Annotated in this window: 17 protein-coding genes; 7 read left to right on the top strand and 10 right to left on the bottom strand. The window is 71.7% G+C overall.

Features of this window, described 5'->3' with window-relative positions:
- Positions 1 to 319 precede the first annotated feature (319 nt).
- Both ACWCWD_RS14215 and ACWCWD_RS14210 read right to left on the bottom strand, forming a co-directional pair.
- Entirely contained in the window at positions 320 to 520 is a 201-nt protein-coding gene (locus tag ACWCWD_RS14215; RefSeq protein ID WP_450772855.1) for an acyl-CoA carboxylase subunit epsilon, read from the bottom strand.
- A gap of 77 nt (positions 521 to 597) precedes the next feature.
- Complete coding sequence (locus tag ACWCWD_RS14210; protein WP_266709507.1) at positions 598 to 2181, bottom strand: acyl-CoA carboxylase subunit beta; 1584 nt, start codon at positions 2179 to 2181, stop codon at positions 598 to 600.
- Between the two features lie 607 nt (positions 2182 to 2788).
- On the opposite strand from ACWCWD_RS14210, the gene ACWCWD_RS14205 reads away from it, so the two are divergent.
- Positions 2789 to 4015 (top strand): glycoside hydrolase family 64 protein, encoded by a 1227-nt coding sequence (locus ACWCWD_RS14205; protein ID WP_450772853.1) that lies wholly within the window; start codon positions 2789 to 2791, stop codon positions 4013 to 4015.
- A gap of 156 nt (positions 4016 to 4171) precedes the next feature.
- On the opposite strand, the gene ACWCWD_RS14200 is transcribed toward ACWCWD_RS14205, so the two are convergent.
- A complete protein-coding gene (locus tag ACWCWD_RS14200) occupies positions 4172 to 4693 on the bottom strand; it encodes a hypothetical protein (RefSeq protein WP_450772852.1) in 522 nt (173 codons plus the stop codon).
- A 336-nt stretch (positions 4694 to 5029) separates the two neighbouring features.
- On the opposite strand from ACWCWD_RS14200, the gene ACWCWD_RS14195 reads away from it, so the two are divergent.
- Positions 5030 to 5641: a YceI family protein gene (locus ACWCWD_RS14195; RefSeq protein ID WP_450772851.1), complete on the top strand. Its 612-nt coding sequence runs from the start codon at positions 5030 to 5032 to the stop codon at positions 5639 to 5641.
- A gap of 157 nt (positions 5642 to 5798) precedes the next feature.
- Here ACWCWD_RS14195 and ACWCWD_RS14190 read toward each other — a convergent pair whose 3' ends face one another.
- Positions 5799 to 6455: a class I SAM-dependent methyltransferase gene (locus ACWCWD_RS14190; RefSeq protein ID WP_450772850.1), complete on the bottom strand. Its 657-nt coding sequence runs from the start codon at positions 6453 to 6455 to the stop codon at positions 5799 to 5801.
- Positions 6456 to 7096: 641 nt separating this feature from the next.
- On the opposite strand from ACWCWD_RS14190, the gene ACWCWD_RS14185 reads away from it, so the two are divergent.
- Positions 7097 to 11278 carry a carboxypeptidase regulatory-like domain-containing protein gene (locus tag ACWCWD_RS14185; RefSeq protein ID WP_450772849.1) on the top strand — a complete coding sequence of 1394 codons (4182 nt, stop codon included), beginning with the start codon at positions 7097 to 7099 and terminating at the stop codon, positions 11276 to 11278.
- Between the two features lie 102 nt (positions 11279 to 11380).
- On the opposite strand, the gene ACWCWD_RS14180 is transcribed toward ACWCWD_RS14185, so the two are convergent.
- A complete protein-coding gene (locus ACWCWD_RS14180; RefSeq protein ID WP_450772848.1) occupies positions 11381 to 12145 on the bottom strand; it encodes a metallophosphoesterase in 765 nt (254 codons plus the stop codon).
- Between the two features lie 308 nt (positions 12146 to 12453).
- Between ACWCWD_RS14180 and ACWCWD_RS14175 the strand changes: the two genes are divergently transcribed.
- The gene (locus tag ACWCWD_RS14175; RefSeq protein ID WP_450772847.1) at positions 12454 to 13068 is read left to right on the top strand and encodes a CGNR zinc finger domain-containing protein; all 615 of its coding nucleotides are present in this window, start codon (positions 12454 to 12456) and stop codon (positions 13066 to 13068) included.
- Between the two features lie 13 nt (positions 13069 to 13081).
- On the opposite strand, the gene ACWCWD_RS14170 is transcribed toward ACWCWD_RS14175, so the two are convergent.
- From ACWCWD_RS14170 to ACWCWD_RS14160, 3 genes are all read right to left on the bottom strand, one after another.
- The gene (locus ACWCWD_RS14170) at positions 13082 to 14473 is read right to left on the bottom strand and encodes a hypothetical protein (RefSeq protein WP_450772846.1); all 1392 of its coding nucleotides are present in this window, start codon (positions 14471 to 14473) and stop codon (positions 13082 to 13084) included.
- Between the two features lie 194 nt (positions 14474 to 14667).
- The gene (locus ACWCWD_RS14165; RefSeq protein ID WP_450772844.1) at positions 14668 to 17730 is read right to left on the bottom strand and encodes a glycoside hydrolase family 3 protein; all 3063 of its coding nucleotides are present in this window, start codon (positions 17728 to 17730) and stop codon (positions 14668 to 14670) included.
- A 159-nt stretch (positions 17731 to 17889) separates the two neighbouring features.
- The gene (locus tag ACWCWD_RS14160; RefSeq protein ID WP_450772843.1) at positions 17890 to 18864 is read right to left on the bottom strand and encodes a LacI family DNA-binding transcriptional regulator; all 975 of its coding nucleotides are present in this window, start codon (positions 18862 to 18864) and stop codon (positions 17890 to 17892) included.
- 381 nt (positions 18865 to 19245) lie between these two features.
- Between ACWCWD_RS14160 and ACWCWD_RS14155 the strand changes: the two genes are divergently transcribed.
- Together ACWCWD_RS14155 and ACWCWD_RS14150 are read left to right on the top strand one after the other, a co-directional pair.
- A complete protein-coding gene (locus ACWCWD_RS14155; RefSeq protein ID WP_450772841.1) occupies positions 19246 to 21120 on the top strand; it encodes a lectin in 1875 nt (624 codons plus the stop codon).
- Positions 21121 to 21368: 248 nt separating this feature from the next.
- Complete coding sequence (locus tag ACWCWD_RS14150) at positions 21369 to 22040, top strand: hypothetical protein (RefSeq protein WP_450772839.1); 672 nt, start codon at positions 21369 to 21371, stop codon at positions 22038 to 22040.
- 38 nt (positions 22041 to 22078) lie between these two features.
- Here ACWCWD_RS14150 and cimA read toward each other — a convergent pair whose 3' ends face one another.
- Positions 22079 to 23686 carry a citramalate synthase gene (gene cimA / locus ACWCWD_RS14145; RefSeq protein WP_450772837.1) on the bottom strand — a complete coding sequence of 536 codons (1608 nt, stop codon included), beginning with the start codon at positions 23684 to 23686 and terminating at the stop codon, positions 22079 to 22081.
- Positions 23687 to 23962: 276 nt separating this feature from the next.
- Complete coding sequence (locus ACWCWD_RS14140) at positions 23963 to 25300, bottom strand: MFS transporter (protein WP_450772835.1); 1338 nt, start codon at positions 25298 to 25300, stop codon at positions 23963 to 23965.
- Positions 25301 to 25544: 244 nt separating this feature from the next.
- On the opposite strand from ACWCWD_RS14140, the gene ACWCWD_RS14135 reads away from it, so the two are divergent.
- Positions 25545 to 26072, top strand: coding sequence for an NUDIX domain-containing protein (locus ACWCWD_RS14135; RefSeq protein ID WP_450772833.1), 528 nt, complete (start codon positions 25545 to 25547; stop codon positions 26070 to 26072).
- The last annotated feature ends 40 nt before the right edge of the window (positions 26073 to 26112 follow it).

Genomic DNA, 26112 nt, shown 5'->3' with positions numbered 1-26112 from the left:
GACCCCGCACGGAGAGAAGCCCCGCCCCGGTTGTTCACCGGGGCGGGGCTTCTCTGTTCCTCCGCGTGACGCGGGGCGGCTCGCTTCTCCGTACGACTCCGTACGGCTCCGTACGCCTCTCCGCGTGCACGGACCGGCCCTCGGCGCCCGCTCACCGGCGGAGGCCGTGGCGGCTGTTTCCAGCCATGCAATGGCCCCGGCCGGAGAATTCCGGGCCGGGGCCTCGTGCGGCCCCCAGAACGGCCCTCCAGGGCCTTCCGGGGTGGTGCGAGCGGGAATGTCCGTCCGCCCCGGGGTGGGAGAACCCCGGGAGGGGGTGTCAGCCCTGCCAGCTGTGCGGGGCTCGGAAGCCGGGGGTGCGCTCCAGACGACGCCATCCGGCCGTGTCACGGCCCTCGCGGACGGGAGTGGGCCGGGCCGCCGCGCGGGCGAGCAGGACGGCGGTGATGGCCGCGAGCTCCTCGGGGGCGGCGTGGCCCTTCTCGACGCGCAGCACGGACTCGGCAGCAGTGACGCTCATGGGGTGTCTCCGTCTTCTCGGCAGGATTCGGCAGAAGGTCGTGCGCCGGTGCGCGGGTACCGCGCGGGCGCCGTCGACTACTGCGGGGGGTTGCCGTGCTTGCGGGACGGCAGGTCGGCGTGCTTGTTGCGGAGCATCGCGAGCGAGGCGATCAGCACCTCGCGGGTCTCGGCCGGGTCGATCACGTCGTCGACCAGTCCGCGCTCCGCCGCGTAGTACGGGTGCATCAGCTCGGCCTTGTACTCCTTGACCATGCGGGTCCGCATGGCCTCGGGGTCCTCGGCCTCGGCGATCTGGCGGCGGAAGATGACGTTGGCGGCACCTTCGGCTCCCATGACCGCGATCTCGTTGGTCGGCCAGGCGTAGGTCAGGTCGGCGCCGATGGACTGGCTGTCCATGACGATGTACGCGCCGCCGTAGGCCTTGCGCAGGATCAGCGAGATCCTCGGCACGGTGGCGTTGCAGTAGGCGTAGAGCAGCTTGGCGCCGTGCCGGATGATCCCACCGTGCTCCTGGTCCACGCCCGGGAGGAAGCCGGGTACGTCCAGAAGAGTGATGATGGGGATGTTGAAGGCATCACACATCTGGACGAATCGCGCGGCCTTCTCGGACGCCTCGATGTCCAGGACGCCGGCCAGGGACTGCGGCTGGTTGGCGACGATGCCGACGACCTGCCCGTCCATCCGGGCGAGGGCGCAGATGATGTTGCGGGCCCAGCGCTCGTGGACCTCCAGGTAGTCGCCGTCGTCGACGAGCTCCTCGATGACCTTGTGCATGTCGTACGGGCGGTTGCCGTCGGCGGGCACCAGGTCCAGCAGGACGTCGCCGCGGCGGTCCGCCGGGTCGTCGCTCGCCACCGTCGGCGGGTTCTCCCGGTTGTTCGAGGGGAGCATCCCGATGAGGTAGCGGACCTCGGCGATGCAGGTCTCCTCGTCGTCGTACGCGAAGTGCGCGACGCCCGAGGTCTCGGCGTGCACGTCCGCGCCGCCGAGGCCGTTCTGGGTGATCTCCTCACCGGTGACCGCCTTGACGACGTCCGGGCCGGTGATGAACATCTGCGAGGTCTCGCGGACCATGAAGACGAAGTCGGTGAGGGCGGGGCTGTAGGCCGCACCGCCGGCGCACGGGCCGAGCATCACGCTGATCTGCGGGATGACACCGGACGCGCGGGTGTTGCGCTGGAAGATGCCGCCGTAACCGGCGAGCGCGCTGACGCCCTCCTGGATACGGGCGCCGGCGCCGTCGTTCAGCGAGACCAGCGGCGCACCGGCCGAGATGGCCATGTCCATGATCTTGTGGATCTTGGTGGCGTGGGCCTCGCCCAGCGCGCCGCCAAAGATGCGGAAGTCGTGTGCGTAGACGAAGACCGTCCGGCCGTCGACCGTGCCCCAGCCGGTGATGACACCGTCGGTGTAGGGCTTCTTGGACTCCAGGCCGAAGCCGGTGGCCCGGTGCCGCCTGAGCTGCTCGACCTCCTTGAACGAACCGGCGTCCAGCAGGAGCTCGATGCGCTCGCGGGCGGTCAGCTTGCCCTTGGCGTGCTGCGCCTCGGTCGCCCGGTCGCTCGGGCCGCGCCGCGCCTGCTCACGCAGGGCCAGCAGTTCGGCCACCCGGCCACGCGTGTCGCTCGGCTCACCCGGGATTTCGTCCACAACGGTCATGTACCGACCCTACGAATCCGGCAGCGGAAATACCGCCGTCGAATCCGTACAGTCTCCTGACCGGTTTCCTGGCGAGGACCGACAGAACCTGCGCATCATGCGTGCGATCCACCATCTGAGACCCACTCCGCGTTATGGGGTTCCCACAAAGAGGCGGAAGGGCGGTCCGGAAGGGGGCCGGGGGCCGGGGGCCGAGCCTAGTGGAACACCCCCTCCGGGGGGACAACGGCGACAGCTCCGGGGGACAACGACAACGGACGCGGCGCCTTCCGGACCGGCCGCCGGCCGGACACGCCCTCGACACGTCCTCCCGGCCGTCCCGCCGGCCCGCCGGCCCGTCCTCTCCTTCACCTCTTGACCGGTACGGCGTTCACCTCCTGGCCGGTACGGCGCGAACGAGGCGGCCCCGCGCCCCTGTGCGCATCAACGCGCGGGCCGTGAAGACGAGTTGTGAAGAAATCCGGATTCTGAGAGCGCTCTCAGTCACACCTATTGACGCCTGTGACGGGCGTGGCGAGAGTGTTCCGCACCACAGCGCGGCCCCCACAGCCGCCCCGCACGGTCCGACCGTGCTCCCCCCCATGTCATCCACTTTCCGGAGCTCCTCGTGATCTCTCGTCGTAACTTCCTCACCGGCGCGGCCGCCTCCGCCGCGGCGCTCAGCTACCCGGTCTGGGGGAGCGCCCTCTCCCCGCGCGCCTCGGCCGCCGCCGCGACGTGCGAGCTGGCCCTGGTGAACCGCTCGCTGCCGGGCACGGTGCGTGCGTACGTCACCGGCCACGAGCAGGGCACCGACCGCTGGGTACTGCTCCGGGCGGACGGCAGCCTCTACCGGCCGGACTCCCCCTCCGCCGCGCAGACCCCGCTGCCGGTCGACTGCTCGATCCCGCTGAACGCTGCGGGCGGCGACCCGGTGGTGCTGACGCTCCCCCAGATGTACGGCGCCCGGGTGTACTTCGTACGCGACGACACGCTGGACTTCTACCTGAACCCGGGCCCGGCCCTGGTGGAGCCCGCCTTCGCGACCTCGACGGACCCGAACTACGGGCGGACCTGGTCCTTCTGCGAGTTCACCTTCAACCCGCAGCAGCTCTACGCCAACATCAGCTACGTCGACCTCGTCACGGCGCTCCCCATCGGGCTCACCCTGGAGGGCGACACCACCCACACGGTCGCCCCGCTGCCGGACGGTGCGGTGCAGCGGATCGCGGACGGGCTGATCGCGCAGGCGGCGGCGGACGGGCAGCCCTGGGACCAGCTGGTCACCCGGGGTTCGGACGGCCAGGTGCTGCGGGTAGTCTCGCCGCAGAACCTCATGGCGCCGTACTTCGACCGCCCGGACCAGATGCCCTTCCGGGACCTGTTCACGGCGCAGATCGACCAGGTCTGGGAGAAGTACCGCTCCACCGATCTCCGGATCGACCTGCAGGGCGGCCGGGGCGTGCTGGCCGGCCGGGTCAGCGGGGACAACCTGGTCTTCGACGGCGGCCACACCTTCACCAAGCCGGTGTCCAAGGACGTCTTCACCTGCAACCACGGGCCCTTCACCAACAACCCCGCCGACTCGGACGACAAGAAGGCCCTGCTGGCGCGGCTCGCGGCCGGGTTCAACCGCTCGATCATGCTCAGCCACCCGGACCAGCCGAACGGGACGACCACCGCGGACTACTACCAGGAGGCGGTGACCAACCACTGGTCCCGCATCGTGCACGCCAACAGCCCGATCGGGTACGCCTTCCCCTACGACGACGTGCGCCCCGACGGCCAGCCCGACGTCTCGGGCGCCGCCAACGACGGCAACCCCCGGCGCTTCACGGTGAGCGTCGGCTCCTGAGCGGACGCCCGACCGGTTCGACGGACCCCCACGGCGCGTGTGCCCCTCTCCCGACGGCGGGAGAGGGGCACACGCGTGTGTGGGCGCTTTCCGGGTGCCCGGGGTGCCGGGCACTGCCGCCCCGTCGGATGCCGGGCGCGGGTGCCGGGCGCTGGATCAGCAGCCGCCGCAGTTGTAGTACGTCGTGTCCCAGTGGTTGCCCTCGTTGACGTAGATGTTGCCGGAGGCCGCCTGGTACTGGGCGTATCCGTCACCGCGGAGCCCTATGTAGGTGAAGGTGCCGGTGACGTAGTTGTTCAGGCAGGTGTTCTTCGCGAAGTCGAGCTTGTAGCCGTTCCAGTGCGAGTAGGTGCCGCTCGCGTGGCCCGTCTCCGTGCCGCCCGTGATGTTGATGGCGCAGCCGGTGGCGCTCTTGAGGGTCTGGGCGCCCTGGGCGGTGGCCAGGTTCAGCTGGTCGAAGGAGGTACACGTCGAGACGTTGCGGTCGGAACAGCCGCCCGAGGAGGACCAGGTGATCCCGGACGAGCTGAACCGGGCGGTGGCCTGGGAGTGGGTGAGCTTGGTGGCGGCGTGGGCGTCGGTGGCACCGCCGAGTACGCCGACTCCCGGCGCGAAGAGGACGCCCAGCACGAGGGCGAGGGCGGTGAGGGCGGAGCGGAGCCTGGGGTGGGTCGACATGGGGGGATCTCCTCCTGCTCATGACAACTTCTGACGGACCGCCGCGCGACGGTCGTGGGGGTGCGGAGAGCGTCGCGGCGTGCGGCATGGCGATACTGCCCGAGTTCTACGCGCGTCCGCCAGACCGCGTCCGTGACGATGCGGTGAATCCGGAGCCCCTCCAGGGGTGCCGGGACCCGGTCGCGGCCGGGTCCCGGCACCCCTGGAGGGCGCCCCCGCGACGACTTCCGCGCCTGATGTTGAACTTTGAACTAAACAGGGCTACAGTCAATGTCGTTGAAGGTTGAACAAACCGAGGCCTTCGACGTCGAGGAACACGTCTCCCGAGGAGGAGCCATGGCTCTGTTCAACCGCAAGTCCGCCGCCACGACCGCTGTCGCCGAGAAGCCGGCCGTGGACCCCGCGCTCGCCGCCCTGACCGGCAGCTACACGATCGACCCGGCCCACAGCCGCATCGGCTTCACGGTGCGCCACGCCATGGTGACGAACGTGCGCGGCTCCTTCGGTGAGCACGAGGGCACCCTGGTGCTGAACGGCACCGACCCGCACCACTCCACCGCCTCGATCGACGTCAAGATCGCCAGCATCGACACCGGCATCGCCGACCGCGACGGCCACCTGCGCAGCGGCGACTTCTTCGACGCCGAGACGTTCCCGCTGATGACGTTCCGCTCCACCTCCGCCGAGCAGCTCGGTGGCGACACCTACCGGATCACCGGCGACCTCACCATCAAGGACGTCACCCGCCCGCTCTCCATCGACCTGGAGTTCAACGGCTCGGCCACCGACCCGTACGGCAACCAGCGCGTGGGCTTCGAGGGCAGCGCCGACATCCTCCGCTCCGACTGGGGCCTGACCTGGAACGCCGCGCTGGAGACCGGTGGCGTGATGGTCTCCGACAAGGTCAAGCTGACCTTCGACATCTCCGCGATCAAGGCCGCCGCCTGATCCCCGCCCCACCCGAGCGCGCCCGCCCCTCCCTCCCCCGCCGGGGAGGACCGGGGCGGGCGCTCGTGCGTGTACGGGGCGTACGGGACGGGGCGGCCCGGCCCGCCCCTCCCCGGGACGCCCGGGTCAGCCCGTGCGGCGGACCGGGACGCCCGGGTCAGCCCGTGCGGCGGATCTTGAGCGCGTTGTCCGTACGGGTGGTGGGGTTGCCGTCCGGGTCGTTCTGCACCCGCTCGTGCTCGCCGCTGAGCAGCACCTCCCACTCCCCCGGCGCCGGCTCCAGCTGGGCCAGCACCTCGTCGGGGGTCGGGAACCGCACCCGGGGGTCGGGGTTCGGCTCCCAGTGCGGGAAGCCCGCGTGGCCGACGACGAGCAGGATTCCGCCGGGTGCGACGGCGACGGCCGCCCGCCGCAGGATGCGCTCCCTCGGCAGGTCCCCCATGGAGTGCAGGAACTGCGCGGAGACCAGGTCGTACCGTCCTTCCGGGAACGACACCCCCAGGTCGTGCCACTGCCAGTCGATCCGGTCGGCCACTCCGGCGTCCGCCGCGTGGACGGCCGCCCGCCCGAGCGCCACCCGGGAGAGGTCGGTCGCGGTGACCTGCCAGCCCCGGCCGGCCAGCCAGACGGCGTCGGCGCCCTCACCGCAGCCGAGGTCCAGGGCGCGCCCCGGCTCCAGCTCCGACACCTCGCGGACCAGCACGGTGTTGGGGTTCCCGCTCCAGATCCGGTCGCTCCGGCGGTAGCGCTCGTCCCACAGTTCGGCGTCGGTGCGCGGGGCGGACGCGGGGTCCGTGGTGCTCTCGCTGGTCATGCGGTCTCCTGTCGTCGGTGGCGGCCCTTCCCCCGTTACGGAGGAGAGAGTGCGCCCGCTCCGGCGCACGGACAAGCCCGCTTGCCGGAACGGCAAACCCGTTCCGGCGGAAAAGAAAAGCCGGTCGGCGCCACGGTCGCCGCGGATTCGCTTTTACCCGGAATTCCCGTACGCAGATTTTCACCGCCCGCATGCCCCGTACACGAATCATTGCCCGAAAGTAATCGCCCGAAAGGATCCGCCGCCGGAAGGAGCACTGGTCGGGGACCGTCCTGCGGGATTCCCGAGCCTTCGGCCGGTCAGCGGGTGGCCGGATCAGGCCCACCACCGTGGCGACTTCCGCCCCCTGCCGGCCTTGCCCCGTCCGGTCGCGATGGGCGCGGCTCCGCCATACAGGCAGGTCAGCCCCTCCGCAAGGAGGCCGACCGGGGCCCGCTCCTCGACCGCGAAGACCGATCGGGCGTCACATTCCTCTCGGTTCGATCGAGAATGAGCCGCTTCAACAGTGGAGGAATGTTCAGATTTAACAAAGGCGTCGTTGACATGAACCTTGCAAGTCGCGGCTAATGGTTGACCGGCGAAAACAATTCGCCGTCGACCCGAAAAGCGTGCGGTCGACCCGTGCATCACATGGGAGACACGTGACTTTCACCGGAACATCCAGACCGGCTGCCGGACGGACCGTCGGACGGAGGAGACGCGGCTGGACCGGGCTGACCGCCCTGGTCGGCGCCTCGGCACTCGTCGTCATGGGGCTCGCCGCACCGGTGGCTTCGGCGGCGGAACCCGCGGCCACCGGCACGAACACCAAACCGTCCGTCGAGGCCTCCTGCGCCGAACCCGGGGCCGGCGAGGTCCGCTGCTTCGCGCTGCGCCGCACCGACGTGGAGTCCGTGAAGGGCGTCCAGCCCAACGCCACCACCCCGTCCGGCTGGGGTGCCACCGCGCTCCAGGACGCCTACGACCTGCCGGCCGGCGGCGGGGCGGGCCAGACGATCGCCATCGTCGACGCCTACGACGACCCGACCGCCGAGGAGGACCTCGCGGTCTACCGGGCGCAGTACGGGCTGCCCGCCTGCACCACGGCGAACGGCTGCTTCCAGAAGATCGACCAGCGGGGCGGTACCGACTACCCGGCGGCGAACAGCGGCTGGGCCGGGGAGATCTCCCTCGACCTGGACATGGTCTCGGCGGCCGCGCCGAACGCGAAGATCCTCCTGGTGGAGGCCGACTCCGCCTCCTTCGAGGACATGGGCGCCTCGGTCGACCAGGCGGTCGCGCAGGGCGCCAAGTTCGTCTCGAACTCGTACGGCACGAGCTACACCACCGCTCCGGGCAGCGGTGAGGACCCGGCGGAGACCACCGAATTCGACGCCCACTACAACCACCCGGGTGTCGCCGTGGTCGCCTCCTCGGGCGACGACGCCTACGGTGTCGCCTACCCCGCGGCCTCGCGGTTCGTGACCTCCGTGGGCGGCACCGCGCTGGCGCAGGACTCCTCCACCACGCGCGGCTGGTCGGAATCGGTCTGGTTCAACAGCCACGGCGGCCCGGGTTCGGGCTGCTCGGTCTACGAGGACAAGCCCGCCTGGCAGGAGGGCGTCGCCACCGACTGCGACCAGCGCGCGGTCGCCGATGTCGCCGCGGTCGCCGACCCGTTGACCGGCGTCTCGGTCTACCAGACCTACGGCGGGGACGGCTGGGCCGTCTACGGCGGCACCAGCGCCTCCTCGCCGATCATCGCCGGCGTGTACGCCGCGGCCGGCACCCCGCCCACCGGTTCCTACCCGGCGGCCTACCCCTACGCGGCCGGCGGCAGCGGGCTGAACGACGTCGTCGACGGCGACAACGGCTCCTGCTCCCCGGCCAGGCTCTGCACCGCGGGCGCGGGCTGGGACGGTCCGACCGGTCTCGGTACGCCCGCGGGCGTGGATGCTTTCCGCAGCGGTCCGCACGGCACGCTGACCGGCGCCGTCACCAACAGCGCCACCGGTGAACCGGTCGCGGGTGCGGAGATCACCGCGGGCGACTCCCGGGCCGAGTCCGGTGCGGACGGCACCTACGCGCTGACCCTGACGCCCGGCACCTACGACCTGGAGGTCGCCGCCTACGGCTTCACCACGGCCGCCTCCGCCGGGATCGAGATCACCGACGGCTCCTCGGTGACCAAGAGCTTCGCGCTCGACCCGGTGCAGAGCCGGACGGTCTCCGGCAAGGTCACCGACGGTTCAGGACACGGCTGGCCGCTCTACGCGGCGATCGCCGTCGACGGAGTGCCGGGCGCGCCCGTCGAGACCGACCCCGCCACCGGCGCCTGGTCGGTCGACCTCCCGGCCGGCCGGAAGTACGCCCTGAAGGTCACCAGCAACTACCCGGGCTACGAGAGCGTCACCAAGGTCGTCACCGTGGGCGACTCGGCGGTCTCCGCCAACGTGAGCCTGCCGGTGGACGTCTGGGCCGGTACCGCGGCCGGGTACACGGCGGCTGACGAGGGCACCACCGAGCCGTTCGACTCCACCACCTCGGCCCCCGAGGGCTGGACCGTCACCAACGCCGCGGGTACCACCGGCGGCTGGCAGTTCGACGACCCGGGCAAGCGGACCAACAGCACCGGCGGCAAGGGCGCCTTCGCCGTCGTCGACAGCGACAAGGCGGGCAGCGGGAAGGTCCAGGACTCCGTGCTGACCAGCCCGTCGTACGACTTCACCGGCACGGACCTGCCCGAACTCTCCTACCGGACCAGCTACAAGACGTACTCCGGCCAGACCGCCAAGGTCGAGGTGAGCGCGGACGGCGGCACCACCTGGTCCACGGTCTCCTCGCACACCACCGCGGTCACCGGTTCCAAGGTCACCGTCGCGCTGACCGGCTACGCCGGCGAGTCCGACGTGCGGGTGCGGTTCCACTTCACCGGCAAGTACGGCTGGTGGTGGCAGGTCGACGACGTGTTCGTCGGCTCCCGCAGCGTGTCGGCCGTCCCCGGCGGCCTGGTCGTCGGGCAGGTCACCGACGCCAACACCGGTGACGGAATCGTCGGCGGCACGCTCGCCGGCACGGGGGCCGGTGCCGTGAGCACGGTCTCGGCCGCCACCCCGGACGACGCGGCGCTCGGCGACGGCTTCTACTGGGCCTTCGCACCGGTCGGCAAGCAGACCCTGACCGCCGCGAAGTCCCCGTACACCTCCGCCGCCAAGGCGGTGACCTTCGCCGCGGACTCGGTGGTGTCGAAGGACTTCTCCCTCAAGGCCGGGCGCCTCAAGGTCACCCCCGCCGCGGTGACCGCCCCGGTCGCCTGGGGCGGTTCGGCGACGAAGACCGTCACGGTCAAGAACACCGGCGGCGCCCCCGCCACCTTCGGACTCTCCGAGAAGAGCGGGGAGTTCACACCGGCCGCCGCGGGCGCGCCGCTGGTCACCAGGGAGGGGGACTACTCGCCGCTGTCCGCGAAGAGCCGGGCCGGCCGGGCACGTGACGCCACGGCCGCTCCGGCCGAGGCCGGCGACGCCTGGCAGACCGTCGCCGACCTGCCCGGCGCCATCGAGGACAACGCCGTCGCCGCCGACGGCGGCAAGCTCTACTCGGCGTTCGGCTACGACGGCGTCGACGACACCCGGTCGCTGTACTCGTACGAGGCGGAGACCGGCTGGACGAAGCTGGCCGACGCGGCCGACACCCGGGAGGCTCCGGCCCACGGCTTCATCGACGGCAAGCTGTACGCCGTCGGCGGCTGGGCGGCCGACGGGAGCACGGACGCCAAGCTGGAGATCTACGACCCCGCCTCCAACACCTGGACGACCGGCGCCCCCTCCCCCGATCCGCTGGCGGGCTCGGGCTCCGCGGTACTGGACGGCAAGCTGTACTCGGTCGGCGGCTGCACCGACGTCTGCGGCTCCGGCTCGGTGACGGTCTACGACCCGTCGGACGACTCCTGGAGCACCGCGGCGGACTACCCCGAGGACGTCGCCTGGGAGGCCTGCGGCGCCATCGGCGGACTGCTGTACTGCGCGGGCGGCACCAACGACGCCGGTGAGCTGACGTCCGCGTACGCCTACGACCCGGTGGCCGACGCCTGGTCGGCGCTGCCGGACCTGCCGCAGCCCCTGTGGGCCTCCTCCTCCACCGCGGCCAACGGCCTGCTGCTGGCCTCGTCCGGCGTCAGCGACGGCGCCCTCACCAACGCGGGCTACGCCTACGACCCGGTCGCCGGGAGCTGGTCCGCCCTGCCCAACGCCGATGTCGCGACCTACCGGGGTGGCGGCGCCCCGGGCTTCTTCAAGGTCGGCGGCGCCGACGGCCCCTCCAGCCCGTCCACCGCGGTCGAGCTGCTCCCCGGCTACGACCAGACCGGCGGTTCGGACGTCAGCTGGCTGTCGCTGGGCTCCTCGGGGTCCACCCTCGCTCCGGGAGCGAGCGTCTCGGTCGCGGTGTCGGTGACGGCCTCGGTCGAGGAGATCACCCAGCCCGGGGAGTTCACGGCCAAGATCGGTATCACCACCGACACCCCGTACGCGGTGGCGTCCGTCCCGGTCACCATGACGGTGGCCCCGCCCAGCACCTGGGGCAAGATCACCGGAACGGTGCTCGGCAAGTCGTCCACCGGTGTCACGGCTCCCCTCAAGGGGGCGACCGTCCAGGTCGACTCGTGGGCGTCCTCGTACACCCTGATCACGGACGCGGACGGCCACTACGCGCTCTGGCTGGACGCCCGGAACAACCCGCTCACCGTGATCGTGGCCAAGGACGGCTACGCCCCGACCGCGACCACCGTCAAGGTCGTCAAGAAGGGAACGGTGACCACGGACTTCACCCTGAAGAAGGCGTAGTCCGCGCGGCGGACGGCAGGATCGTCCGCCGCGCCCCGGCCCCGGCCCCCGTTCCCGCCCTGTCCCGGGCGGGAACGGGGGCCGGGGCGTACGCGCGGGATCTCACTCCGCGCCGCGCGGGGCCGGGAGCACGACGCGGTAGTGGGTGGTCAGGCGCCGGTCGTCGTCCAGGACGTGGAAGGCGAGGCCGGGCGGCTGCTCGCGGTCGGCCGCCTCGTCGCCCTCCCAGGGCAGCCGCAGCGTCCAGGTGACGGCGGGCCCGACGATCAGCGGGAGCCCGGCGAAGGTCGAGGCGGCCGCGGTGTGGGCATGGCCGGTGAGGACGGCGGCCACCCGCGGATGCCGGGCGAGCAGCGCGGCCAGCCGTCCGGGCTCCTGGAGCATGTAGGAGTCGGGCAGCGGGTGGTGGAGCGCGACCGGCGGCTGGTGGAAGGCGATCAGCGCCGGGGTGTCCTCGGGCAGCGCGGTGAGCGTGGCGTCGATCCAGGCGAGGGTCTCGGTGTCGAGGCGCCCGTCGTCGTGCCCCGGGATGGTGGAGTCGCACATCAGGACGGCGGTGCCGGCGATGTGGTGCACCTCGTTGACGGCTTCATGGCCGGGCGGGGTCTTGAGCAGGGCCTTGCGGTAGGCGGTCCGCACGTCGTGGTTCCCGGGGCAGGTGAGTACGGGGAAGGGGGCGGCCAGGATCCGGGCCGCCTCCTCGTACTCGCTCTCCGTGCCGTGGTCGGCGATGTCGCCGGTGACCAGGAGGGCGTCGACCGGCCGGGGCAGGGCGCGCAGGTACTCCATGACGCGGGTGGCGCGCTCGGTCGCCCGCCCGCTGCCGTCCAGGTGCAGGTCGCTGATGTGCGCGAGCAGGGTCGTCATACGTAGGCCTCCTCCATCGGCGGGTACGGCCCGCCGGTCCGTACCGGGTCATAGCGGCCTGTACCGGGGCGGGGCGGCACTGTGCGGCCCCGCTGCTCCCGTTCCCCGCGGATCAGGTTCTAACGGAAATTCCAGTTTTACCGTTAGAGACGTTAGCGTGGGCACATGGTGTGATCAAGTGGTCGGACGCAGGCCGGCGCCCGGGCGAAACAGCCCGCGTCGCCCGCACGGAGAACAGCCGGGGGCACGCCCGCACGATCGGCCCGGGGCACACCCGCACGGAGCAGGCGGAGAAGAGGGGATCAGCTGTGGAGCGCTGGCTCGCACTGGAACTGGCGAGCACCATCCGCCACGACGGCGACGGCGGTGTCGCGGACGACCTGGCCACGGTCGGGGGAACGACCCGCTGGATCCACGGACAGGGCGAACTGCTCGCCGGCCTGGTCCCGGCGGGAGAGATCGAGGCGGACGAGGAGCTCAGGCTCGCGGTGACCGGCCTGCGGCGCGCGGTCCGCGCGCTCTTCGCCCGGGTGGTCAGCCCCGCTCCGCCCAGCCCGGCGGACGCCCGTCGGCTGATGCCCGCCGATGAGGCGCTGGCGCATCTCAACGCGGTGGCCGCGCGGGAGCCCGTCGCCCCGCAGCTGGACTGGCCGGCCGACGGGGAGCCCGCGACCCGGCTCCTTTCGGACCGGCGCGACCCGCACCTGCGTCTGGTCGCGGCGCTGGCCCGCGCCGCCGTCGACTTCCTCGGCGGCCCGCACCGCGAGCAGCTGCGCGCCTGCTCCGCGCCCCGCTGTGTGCGGTACTTCGTCAAGAGCCACGGGCGGCAGGAGTGGTGCAAGCCCTCCTGCGGGAACCGGGCCCGAGCGGCCCGCCACTACGAGCGGCGGCGTACGGCCCAGGAGGGTTCCACGCCCGCGTGAGGTCCCGGCCGGTTCAGAACCCGCCGCCCCCGTCGAAGCCGCCACCGCTGCCGAAGCCGCCGCCGTCCCCGAAGCCGCCCCCGTCGCCGAAGCCGGAGGAGTCGAAGTCGGAGCCGGAGACGTCACCGCCGGACCAGTCGCCGCCGGAGCCGAAGTCCCCGCCGCCGTACTCGGCCGCGTACGCCGGGGTGGAGAGCATGGAGCCGAGCATCGTGCCGACCAGCAGGCCCGGGAGCAGACCGCCGCCGAAGTAGCCGCCGGCCCAGGGGCCGTAGGCGGGTCCGGCCTCCCAGTACGGGCGCCGGTTGCCGTCGCCCACGTCCACGGTGCGGCTCATGGGGTCCTCGCCGTCCTCCAGCCGGGCCCGGTCGGCGGCGCAGACCGGGACCTCGCGGGAGGCGGCTCCGGCCGGGCGCCAGCGCACGTCGGCGACGGAGGGGCCGTGGCGGGGGTCGAAGAAGCACGGGGGCCTGCGGTCGGGCAGGGGGGTCCCGGTGCGGCGGGCTTCCAGCAGGGCGAGGGAGTAGCGGCCGTCCTCCAGCGCCTGGGTGACGGGCCGGACGTCGGCGGGGCGCTCGGCCTTCTCCATGCGCGATTTGGCGCTCTCGTACGAGTCGAGCGCGTGTTCGTAGTCGGCGCGCATCGCCTCGTTCGCGCCGGGCTCGCCGGGGTGGAAGTCGAGCCGTTCGAGGGTTTCGCCGTAGGCGGTGATGTCCTCGTCGACGACGACCCTGAGCTTGTCGAGCGCGGCGCGCTCCTCGACGCGCAGCCGGCGGCGGTTGCGGCGCATGATCGCGTAGGCGCCCGCGCCGCCCGCGGCGGCGACTCCGGCGAGGACGAGCAGCCCGGTGCCGGCGGAGCCGGGGCCGGAGGAGCCGTTCCCGTCGGACCAGGAGGCCGGGGCGGTGCCGTTGGCCTGTTCGAGTGCGCCGTCGACGAAGGCGTCGAGCTGGGCGTCGGTGGCGGTGTCGGCGGCCGGGGCCTTCACCGAGGCGGTGAGGTTGTCGACGGCGCGGACCGGCATGACCTGCGGGTCGGCGCCCGCGTCGAATCCGTCGCCGAGGCGGACGGCGTACACCCCGGTGATGCCGGTGTCGTTGCGCAGGGTGGCGAGCAGGCCGTCCTCGGGGAAGGCGGAGGTGTCGGGGAGGACGGCGACGAACACCGGCTTGTCGGCCTTGGTGATCCGGTCCTCCAGGGCCTTCTCCTGGCCGGTGGAGAGCTGGTCGCGGGCGCCCGGGTCCACGTAGACGGGGTCCTCGCGCAGCGCCTGGGCCGCGTCCTCGATCGTCGCGGTCGGGGCGCGTCCCGGTGACGCCGACGCAGCGGGGACCAGGGCCAGGAGCGCCGTCGAGAGGACCAGCAGCAGACCGGCCAGAAATGCGAACATCTGCCTTTTCCGCATACTTCACGCTACTCCGGACGACCCGGCCCGCGCGTTCTCCCGGGTGCGCGCACAGGCCCGGACGCACGGGCAGCAGGTGTGGAGGACGCCCCGGACGCACGGGCTGGAGCCGTGGAGTACACCCCGGACGCACGGGTGTGCCCGGGCGCGGACGCTCCGCCCGGGCACACCCTCGTACGCTCGCTACCGCTGGGTCACGCGGCCCGGTAGGCCGCGCGCAGCTTGGCCACCGCGCCGGTGAGGTCACCGGTGAGCAGCAGGTGGTCGGCCTCGGCGAACGGCTTGGAGACCGCCGCCGTCAGCTTCCCGCCGGTCTTCTGCTGGACCAGCAGCCGGGCCTGGTCCACGATCGCCTTGCCCGCCGCGGTCTTGCCGAGGTGGGCCTTCTCCGCGATCCCGGCCGCCACCGCGAGGGCGGTCAGGGTGACCTCGCCGCCGACGGGGGCCTTCTTCAGGGTGGTGAGGCCCCAGCCGAAGGGGAACTGCGGGTCGTAGGTGGCGTCGCCCACGTTGATGGGCAGCTGGGCCTCGGACTTCGGCCAGGTGACGGGCAGCTGGCCGGTGAAGGCGCGCTTGCCGTAGAGCACGTCGGCCACGCCGTCGCCCTCGGTGCCCGGGAGCCAGGAGGCGACCAGGGCGTCGATGTCGCCGAGGCGGTCGCCGATGAGCTGGGGGCGGCCGGAGACGACCAGGACGGCGCACTTCATCGCGGCGCAGACCTTGTCGATCGCCGCCTTGTCGGCGGCCGTCAGCTCCAGGTCGTTGCCGTTGCCGACGTCACCGATGCCCTCGGCGTACGGGGTCTCGCCGACGACGACCACACCGACGTCGTAGCCGTCGGTGGCGGCGGAGGCGTCCTTGGAGTACGTGACGTTCGCGGAGTCCTTCTGCATGCCCTGCAGGATGGTGGTGCCCTGGGTGATGGCACCGGAGGAGCCCTGCCAGCTGACGGTCCAGCCACCGGCCTGGTTGCCGATGTTGTCGGCGTTGGAGCCGGCGACGTAGACCTTCTGGTTCGCCTTCAGCGGGAGGACGGCGCCGTCGTTCTTCAGCAGCACCTGGGACTTGGCGGCGGCCTCACGGGCCACCGCGCGGTGGGCGGCGGAGCCGATGTCGTCGATGTTCGAGGTGTCCGCGTACGGCTTCTCGAAGAGGCCCAGCTTGAACTTCTGGGTCAGGATGCGGGAGACCGCGTCGTCGATGCGGGCCTGGCTGATGCGGCCGGCGGTGACCTCGCTCTGGAGCGTGGTGGTGAAGTCCTGGTACGCGGTCGGCACCATGATCATGTCGAGGCCCGCGTTGACCGAGGTGCGCACGTCGCTGGCGTAGTCGCCGGGGAGCTGGTCGATGGCCTGCCAGTCGCTGATGACGAAGCCCTCGAAGCCCATCCGGTCCTTGAGGACGCCGTTGATCATCTCGGCGTTGCCGTGCATCTTCACCGGGCCCTGGTCGTCGCCGAGGATGTCCAGGGAGGAGTAGGACGGCATGACGGTGCCGACGCCGCGGTCCACGGCCTCCTGGAACGGTGCGAGGTGCACCGCCTCCAGCTCCTCGCGGGTGACCTTGGTGACGCCCTGGTCGATCGTGTACGAGCCGGTGGTGGAGGAACCGAACTCGGTGCCGCCGTCGCCGACGTAGTGCTTCGCGGTGGCGAGCACCTTGTCGTTGCGGTCCAGGTCGCTGCCGTTCGCGGCGCCCTGCATGCCCTGGATCACGGTCTCCATGGACTCGACGAGCGCCGGGTCCTCGCCGTAGGACTCGTAGGACCGGCCCCAGCGCTCGTCACGGGTGACGCAGAGGCAGGGGGCGAAGTCCCACGGGACGCCGGTCGCGCGGACCTCGCTCGCGGTGACCGCGCCGGTCTTCTCGGCGGTCCCCGGGTCGCGGGAGGCGCCGATGCCGATGTTGTGCGGCATGATCGTCGACCCGACGACGTTGTTGTGGCCGTGCACCGCGTCCACGCCGTAGATCAGCGGGATCTGGAAGCGGGTGGCCTGGGCGCGCAGCTGGTACGAGTCGATCATCGACGCCCACGACTCGGGGGTGTTGGGCGTGGGGACCGAGCCGCCGCCGGAGAGCAGCGAGCCGAGGTCGTACGAGGCGATGTCGCCGGGGCTGCGCAGCGCGTTGCGCTCGGCCTGCGTCATCTGGCCGGCCTTCTCGGCGGGCGAGAGCCTGGAGAGCAGGTCGGCGACGCGCTTCTTCACCGGGAGCTTGGCGTTCTGGTACGGGAGGCCGTGGGCGTTGATGACGACCTGCGGGGTCTCCGTCGGGGCCTTGGCGCCGGTGACGGTGAGGACGAGCGGGACGGTCCGGGCCTCGGACGCCTTCTTCGCCTTCTTGGTGGTCACCGTGACGGTGTGGGTGGCGCCGGACGCGGTGCCCGCCGGGAAGGTGTACGTACCGGTGACCGGGGTGTAGTCGGTGCCGGCCACCGCGGTGCCGCCCTGCGTGGTGTACGCGACGGTGACGGGCTCCTCGACGGGCTTCCCGCCGGTGGTGGTGAGGGTGAGGCCGACGCTCGCGACGGCGCCGTTGTCGACCGGGTGCACGGTGGTGTCCGTGGCGACGGCGGCGGTCAGCGCCGGGTCGGCCTTGCCGTAGAGCTCCATGCCGTCGATGGCGAAGGAGCCGGGGGCGCCGGTCGGCAGGGTGAGGGCGTAGCCCCACATGCGGTCCAGGCCGAGGATGTGGTCGATGCCGCCGACGGGCTGGTAGTCGCCGCGGTAGACGAAGTCCGCGAACGGGACCTCGACCTGGTGCCAGCCTTCCCAGTCGTCGGTGAAGGACATGGTCCACAGCTCGGAGGCGCCGCCGTTGGCGCCGCCGTCCTTGATCTCGAAGCTGATCTTCTTGCCGGAACCGGGCGGCAGGGGCGCCTTGTTCTGCCCGTACCACCAGAAGCGGATGCCCTTGTGGGCGCTCCAGTCCTGGGGGGCCTGGTCGACGGCGAACTCGTGGCTCAGCCCGCCCCAGCCGCTGATGTCGTAGGTGCCTTCGAGGACCTTGGAGCCCTCGGGGGCGTCGGCGCGCTCGGTGAAGGCGAGCTTCGGCTGGTCGTCGGTGTCCGAGCCCCAGGTGAAGATCGAGTCGGCGGGCGGGGCGCTGAGGGGGACCTCGCCCTCGAACCGGTCGACGAGCACGGGTGCGGGGTCGTCGGCCGACGCGGGGACGGCGGCCGTGATCAGTCCGGCGAGGACCGTGACGGCGGCGAGGAGGGCCCTGGCCGATCCTCTTCGGTGGCGGGTAGCTGGCATGTGCGGCTCTTCTCTCGGCTCGGCTGCGCGGGGGTCCGGCAGCGGTGCGGGCGGGGCGAGGGGGGGGTGGGGCGGGAGGTTCTTGGGGCCGGGGCCCGTGGGGGTGGGTGGGTCCCGGTGCGGGCGGCCGTCCGTGGCCGCGGGTGCGCCGGGAGGGGGTCAGGGCGCCGAGCGGCGCACCACGAGTTCGGTGGGGAGCACGGCCGGCTCGTCCGGGGCGGGTGTACCGCCCAGGTGGGCGAGGAGCATCCGGGCCGCGGTCTCCCCCATCGCCCGGGTGGGCTGGCGGACGGTGGTCAGCGGGGGCGCGGTGTGCGCGGCCATCGGGATGTCGTCGAAGCCGATGACGGCGACGTCGTCCGGGACCCGGCGGCCGGCGGCGTGGAGCGCTCTCAGGGCACCGGTGGCGCTGACGTCGTTGTGCGCGAAGAGCGAGTCGAACCGGGTGCCCGAGGCGAGGAGTTCGGCCATGACGCGTTCGCCGCCGCGTTCGGTGAAGTCGCCCTGGGCGACGAGGGTGTCCGGCAGTACGGAGCGGAATCCGTCGAGCCGTTCGCGTACGCAGCCGAAGTGCGCGGGGCCGCTGAGGACCACCGGGCGGGTGCGCCCGTCGGCCCGCAGGTGGCGGGCGGCGCTCGCGCCGCCCTCGTGGTTGGTGGTCACGACCGAGGGGAACTCGGGGTGGTGGCCCCGGTCGTCGATCAGCACGATCGGCAGGCCGCCGCGGTGGAGTGCGGTGAGGTGGCCGAGGGTGTTCTCCGGCTCCACGACGACGAGTCCGTCGAAGGCGCGGGCGGAGACCTGCGTGGTGAAGCGGCGGACGGATTCGGCGCCCCGGTTGCAGGTGAAGAGCAGCAGGCCGTACTCCGCGGCTTCGACGGTGTCGACGACGCCCTGGAGGACCTCGCCCATCCAGGACCAGGTCAGCGAGGGCACCAGCATCCCGACGGTGCGGCTGCTGCCCCGGGCCAGGCCGACCGCTCCGGAGCTGGGGACGTAGCCGAGGTGTGCGATCACTTCACGAACGCGGGAGGCGGTGGAACGGTCCACGTCCGACTTGGTGTTGAGCACCCGCGAGACGGTGGTCTTGCTGACTCCGGCGGCACGGGCCACATCGGCGATGGTGACGCGCAACGGGGCCTCCCTGACACGGCGGAACACGGAACTTAAGGGCCCGACCGGCGGTTTTCGGCGCCGGAAGGGCTGTTTTCGGCATGTGCCTGACACGCAGCGCGGCGCAGGGCGGCCCACCGGAACGGCCACCGTGCGGTACCGGTCCCGGAACCGGTACCGGGCTCGCGGCTGGAGTTAACCCCGGCGGAACAGAGCCGTCAATACTTCACACCGAGATTGGTCCACGCCCATCCGGCAAGCGGGAGAGGGCAGTTGTGCCTTCACTTCTTGTACGCACGCCCCCTCTTGACGCGGGCCCGTGGGGGCAGTTCACTCACGCCTCGATCGACGGCAGCACCCCACCCCTGTGCCGAAGAAGGGCATTCCCCCATGATTCGATTGATGCGATCGAACCGGACCGCCGCGGTGCTCGCGGCGACCGCGCTCGCCGCGACCGGCCTCACCGGGCTCGCCGCGCCCGCCGCCCAGGCGGCCGGCGAGAGCGTCTCCATCGTCCTGACCACCACCGACGACTCCGGCGGCCGTCATGTCACCCGGGGCCTCCAGGCCCAGACACCGGTCGCCTTCGGGTCCGGCAGCGGGAGCGCGGGCACCGTGGTGACGGTCGACGAGAACACCCGGTACCAGACGTTCACCGGTGGCGGCGCGTCCTTCACCGACACGGCGGCCTGGCTGATGAAGAGCAGCGGGGCGCTGAGCGACGCGACCCGGGACGCCACGATGAAGAAGCTCTTCTCTCCCACGGAGGGCATCGGGCTCTCGTTCGTACGCAATCCGATGGGCGGCTCCGACCTGGCGCGGACCGGGTACACCTACGACGACGTGCCCGCCGGGCAGACCGACCCCACGCTGGCGAAGTTCTCGGTGGCGCACGACCTCGCGGACGTCCTGCCGCTGACGAAGCAGGCGAAGCAGCTCAATCCGGCCCTCACCACGATGGCCTCGCCCTGGACCGCCCCGGCGTGGATGAAGGACAGCGGCCAGCTCAACGGCGGCTGGCTGAAGGCCGAGGACTACGGCGCGTACGCCGACTACTTCGTGAAGTACCTCCAGGCGTACCAGGCCCAGGGCGTCCCGGTCCAGTACGTCACCGCGCAGAACGAGCCGACCTGCTGCTCGGGCTACCCCTCGATGAGCTGGAACGGCTCGGGGCTCGCCTACTTCACCAAGAGCGAGCTGCTGCCGAAGCTCCAGGCGGCGGGGCTCACCACCAAGGTGCTGGCGCACGACTGGAACTGGGACACCTACGACGCCTACGCCGCGCCGACCGTCGACGACGCGGCCGTGCGCAACCACCCCAACTTCGGCGGGGTCGCCTGGCACGGCTACGGCGGCGACATCGCCAAGCAGACGGCGGTGCACAACCAGTACCCCACGATGGACGCCTTCCAGACCGAGCACTCGGGCGGCACCTGGATCGCCGATCAGCAGAAGGAGGACATGCTCAACATCATCGACTACACCCGCAACTGGGCGAAGTCGGTCACCAAGTGGTCCCTCGCGGTGGACCAGAACCGGGGCCCGCACAACGGCGGCTGCGGCACCTGCGACGGGCTGATCACGGTCCACAACGGTGACGGCAGCAGCGGGCAGGTGGACTACAACATCGAGTACTACACGATGGGCCACCTGACGAAGTTCGTCCGCCCCGGTGCCTCCCGGATCGCCTCCACCGCCAGCTCCACCGTTCCCAACGTCGCCTGGCGCAACACGGACGGCTCCAAGGCGCTGATCGCCTACAACGGCGGCTCCTCGGCGCAGCAGCTCACCGTCAACTGGGGCGGCTCGACCTTCGGTTACTCGCTGCCCGCCCGCACCTCGGCCACCTTCACCTGGTCCGGCACCCAGTCCGGCACCGGCACCTCGACCGGCACCTCGGGTGCGTTCACCGGCACCGGCGGCAAGTGCCTGGACGCGGCGAACGGCAGCGCGGCGGACGGCACGGCGGTCCAGCTGTACGACTGCAACGGCTCGGCCGCGCAGCGCTGGACGGTCCAGTCCGACGGCACGATCCGCGCGCTGGGCGCCTGCCTGGACGTGACCTCGGCGTCGACGGCGGACGGCGCGAAGGTCCAGCTCTACACCTGCAACGGCACGGGCGCGCAGCGGTGGACGTACAACGCGACCACCGGGGACGTGGTGAACACGGCGGCGAACAAGTGCCTGGACGTCACGGACGCCTCGACGGCCAACGGGGCCCGCGCCCAGATCTGGAGCTGCACCGGGGCCGCCAACCAGAAGTGGCGGCTCCAGTAGTTCCGCGGTGACCGCCGGGCCGAGCGTCCTCGGCCCGGCGGCCGGGGTTGCCGGACCACGGCAACCCCGGCCGCCCGCAGACTGCCGCGGACGTGGGTGTATTCCCGTCTCTGCCTGAAGGATGATCAGGCGGAGGGGGTTACGTCATGACAACGACGCGGGCGAGGGCTCACAGCACAAACGGACAGCAGCACGAGAAGGATGCCGACCGGCGATCGACGGGGCGGACGCGGTTCGCGGGCACGCTGATGATCCTGCTGTCCCTGATGTCGGCGGTGGGCTGCTACGCGGTGTTCTCCTGGTGGCTGCCCACCGAAGGCGAACGCCTCCAGGACTACCGCGCGGCCGAGTCGTGCTCCTCCCGCACGGTGCGGCAGGGGTCGACGGACTGTCTGAGTACCTTCCGCCCCACCGTGGAGAAGACGGAGAGGAAGGACGGGGGGAAGAGCTATTACTACGAGGCGACCCTGACGGATGAGGACGGCTGGCGGGGAACCGTGCGGGCCGGCGGCAAGGAGGGGCCGCTTCTGAGGGAGCTCGCACCCGGCGACCGGGTCACCGCCACCGTCTGGCGGGGCGACATCGTGGTGGTCAGCAGGGACGGCGAACGCCAGAACACCCCGCAGGCGCCCCGTGACGAGCTTCAGACGAACGCCGCCGCGGGCGTGTTCGCCGCGCTCCTCGCGGCTCAGACCTTCGTGTTCGGGGCGGTGCGCATCGCCCGGCCCCGCGCCTACCGGTCCTACCTGTGGTACCCGGACGGCAATACGCTGCTCACCGTCAACTTCGGGATCTGCTTCGGGGTGGGTCTGCTCGCGGTGTGGATCGGCACCCCGTCGTGGACCGTGGCCGCCGTCGCCGTACCCCTGGGAGCGACCGCGGCGGGGGTGATGCGGTACCGAGCGCGGCAGGGGCGGTGAGTGTGCCGCCGGACGTCCGGCGGCACACTCCGCACGCCCTACTCCGTCGGCTCGATGCCGGCCCGCAGCAGACCGAAGGTGTACGCGTCCTCCAGCGCCTGCCAGGACGCGGCGATGACGTTCTCCCCGACCCCGACGGTCGACCACTCGCCGGCGCCGTCGCCCGTGGTGATCAGTACCCGGGTGGTGGACTCGGTGCCGGTACGCCCCTCCAGGATGCGGACCTTGTAGTCGACCAGCTCCATCTTGGCGAGCTGCGGGTGGATCCGCTCCAGCGCCACCCGCAGCGCCCGGTCCAGGGCGTTGACGGGGCCGTTGCCCTCGGCGGTGGCGACGATCCGCTCGCCCTTGGCCCAGAGCTTCACGGTCGCCTCGTTGGCGTGCACACCGTCGGGGCGGTCCTCGACGATGGCCCGCCACGACTCGGTGCGGAAGTAGCGGGGCGCGGCGCCGGCGACCTCGCCGCGGAGCAGCAGTTCGAAGGAGGCGTCGGCCGCCTCGTAGGTGTAGCCCCTCAGTTCGCGCTCCTTGACGCGCTCGACGACGCGGCCGACCAGTTCGCGGTCGCCGCCGAGGTCGATGCCGAGCTCCTTGCCCTTCAGCTCGATGGAGGCGCGCCCGGCCATGTCGGAGACGAGCATCCGCATGCTGTTGCCGACCAGCGCGGGGTCGATGTGCTGGTAGAGGTCGGGGTCGACCTTGATCGCGGAGGCGTGCAGCCCGGCCTTGTGGGCGAAGGCCGAAACTCCCACGTACGGCTGGTGCGTGGAGGGGGTCAGGTTGACGACCTCGGCGATGGCGTGGGAGATGCGGGTCATCTCGCCGAGCGCGCCCTCGGGGAGCACCGTCTTGCCGTACTTCAGTTCCAGGGCGGCGACGACCGGGAAGAGGTTGGCGTTGCCGACGCGTTCGCCGTAGCCGTTGGCGGTGCACTGGACGTGGGTGGCGCCCGCGTCGACGGCCGCCAGGGTGTTGGCGACGGCGCAGCCGGTGTCGTCCTGGGCGTGGATGCCGAGCCGGGCGCCGGTGTCGGCGAGCACGGTGGAGACGACGGCCTGGACCTGGGCGGGGAGCATCCCGCCGTTGGTGTCGCAGAGGATGACGACGTCGGCGCCGGCCTCGGAGGCGGCGCGGACGACGGACTTCGCGTACTCGGCGTTGGCGCGGTACCCGTCGAAGAAGTGCTCGCAGTCGACGAAGACCCGGCGGCCCTGCTCGCGCAGGTACGAGACGGTGTCGCGGACCATCTCCAGGTTCTCGTCCAGGGTGGTGCGCAGGGCGAGTTCGACGTGGCGGTCGTGGGACTTGGCGACCAGCGTGATGACCGGGGCGCCGGAGTCGAGCAGCGCCTTGACCTGCGGGTCCTCGGCGGCCTTGCCACCGGCCCTGCGGGTCGCGCCGAACGCCACGAGCTGGGCGTTGGCGAAGGTGATCTCCTGCTGGGCGCGGGCGAAGAACTCGGTGTCCCGGGGGTTGGCGCCGGGCCAGCCGCCCTCGATGAATCCGACGCCGAAGTCGTCCAGATGCCGGGCGATGGTCAGCTTGTCGGCGACCGTCAGGTTGATGCCTTCACGCTGTGCACCGTCGCGCAGGGTGGTGTCGAAGACATGGAAACTGTCGTCGGTGGCGTTGGCCTTGGTGGTCATGCTGATGCGACTCCTGTCGGATGAGTGGATCCGGACTATCGGGCTCCACTTGCCCCCATCATCCCGCGCACGCCGTCCCGGCCAGGGTGGGGGCCGTAAAACGAAAAAACCCCTCGCGGGTGCGAGAGGTCTGCGCGCGGGTCTGGGGCACGATGAGCGTGCCGTACGTGGTGGTACGGGACGTCACTGCGGACCGGCGCGCCTGCTGCCAATAATCGTGGACAACGAGGACACGGGAGCAGTTTCGCACAGCACCGCTCCCGTGACGGGCCCGTCTCAGAATGCGGTCGTGACACTCGTCTCGCCCGGGGCCCGGCCCGGGGCGTCTCCGGCCGCCTCTCCCGCGCCGATCCGGTGCAGGTCCAGGTCCCGCGTCTCCCGCATGCTCAGGTAGACGACGAGCGAGACGGCCGCGCAGCCGGCGACGTACCAGAAGTACCCGGACTCGGCGCCCGCGTTCTTGAACCAGAGCGCGATGTACTCGGCCGTCCCGCCGAAGAGCGCGTTGGCGACGGCGTACGGGAGCGCCACCCCCAGCGCGCGGATGCCGGTCGGGAACAGCTCGGCCTTCACGCAGGCGTTGATCGAGGTGTAGCCGGTGACGACGACCAGGGCCAGCAGCGAGAGGCCGAGGGCGGGCCAGAACGTCCCGGCGTGCTTGAGCATCATCATGACCGGCACCGTCAGGAAGGTGGACCCGACGGCGAACCCGATGAGCAGCGGGCGCCGCCCGATCCGGTCGGAGAGCAGTCCGGCGAGTGGCTGGAGGCACATGAAGACGAAGAGGGCGCAGAAGCTGACGAGGGTGGCGGTGGACTTCTCCATCCCGGCGCTCTTGGAGAGGAACTTCGTCAGATACGTGGTGTACGTGTAGTACGCGACGGTCCCGCCCATGGTCAGCGCGACGACGAGGAACGCCTCGCGCCGGTGCGCCCAGAGGGCCTTGAGGGTGCCCCGGTCGGCGTCCTCGGCGGCGCCGGACTCCGCGTAGACCTCGGTCTCCAGCATGGTGCGGCGCAGGTAGAAGACGACGGCCGCGCCGAGCGCCCCGACGACGAACGGCACCCGCCAGCCCCAGTCGTGCAGGGCGTCCTCGGAGAGGGTGTGCTGGAGCAGGATGAGGAGCCCGAGGCCGATCAGCTGACCCGCCGTCATCGACACGTACTGGAAGCTGGAGGCGAACCCGCGCCGGTCGGGCCGTGACGCCTCGGTGAGGTACGTGGCGCTGGCCGCGTACTCACCGCCCACCGACAGGCCCTGGAGCAGCCGGGCCACCATGAGCACGGCGACCCCGCCGTATCCGGCGACCGAGTAGGTCGGGGCGATCGCGATGAGGATCGCGGAGGCCGACATCAGCGTGACGGTGAGGGTCAGCGCGGCCTTGCGGCCCCGGCGGTCGCCGATCCGGCCGAGCAGCCAGCCGCCGACCGGCCGCATGAAGAACCCCACGGCGAAGATGCCCATGGTGTTCATCAGGTTGGCGGTCCCGTTGCCCTCGGGGAAGAACGCGTCCGCGAAGTAGACCGCGAAGGTCGCGTACACGAACCAGTCGAACCACTCGACCATGTTTCCGGCCGAACCGACCCAGATCCTCTTCCACTGCTCTCGTCCCATGGTCGGCCACCGTGCCGCACGCCGGGGAGGGCGGACAAGGGAGCGGAGGGCAACGATCCGGTTTACTTGCGTGCGTTGCGTACCCCGGCCGACAAAGGCACCCCCGGCGCGAAGGGCGTCGCGCGGTCAACGGCCGGGCGTCGTACGGCCAACGGCTGGGCGTCGTGCGACCAACGGCCGCGCGGGGAAGCCTGGTTGTCCACCGGGCGCGATTCCGCCGAACCGGCGAGGGGTAGGGCCCCTCATGACCACGAGCACAACCGATCCCACTCCGACCGTCACGGTCCGGGTCTGCGCCGCGATCGTCGAGAACGGGGAGATCTGCCTCATCCGCCGCTCCCGCCCCGGCGGGACGCAGCACTCCCTGCCCGGCGGGCTTCTCGACCAGGACGAGGAGGTGCCGGAGGCGCTCGCCCGCGAGCTCCGGGAGGAGCTCACCCTCGACGTCGGCGCGCTGCCCGAACCGCCCCGGCTGCTCTGGGTCCAGGACCAGATCTCCACACGGCCCGGCCGCCCCGGCACCTTCCGCCGCCTCCACCTGATCCACGTCCTGGCTCTCCCCCGCGCCGCTCGGGAGGCCCTGCCGGAGAGCGAACAGGATGCCGAGTACCCCACCAGGGTGGTGTGGGTCCCTCTCGCGGAGGCGGCGGCCCTCCACCTCTACCCCGCCGTGGCCGACGTGCTCGACCGGCTGCTCCCGGCCGGCGGCCCGCCCGGCCCCGGACCCGTACTGCTTCCGCCGATCACCGACCGGACGTACCGCTGGCGCTGACGCGGTGGGGTTGGCGGTGGCGGGCAGTGGCGGCGGGACA

Source organism: Streptomyces sp. NPDC001493 (assembly GCF_053597235.1).
This window is presented reverse-complemented; position numbering and strand designations above follow the sequence as displayed.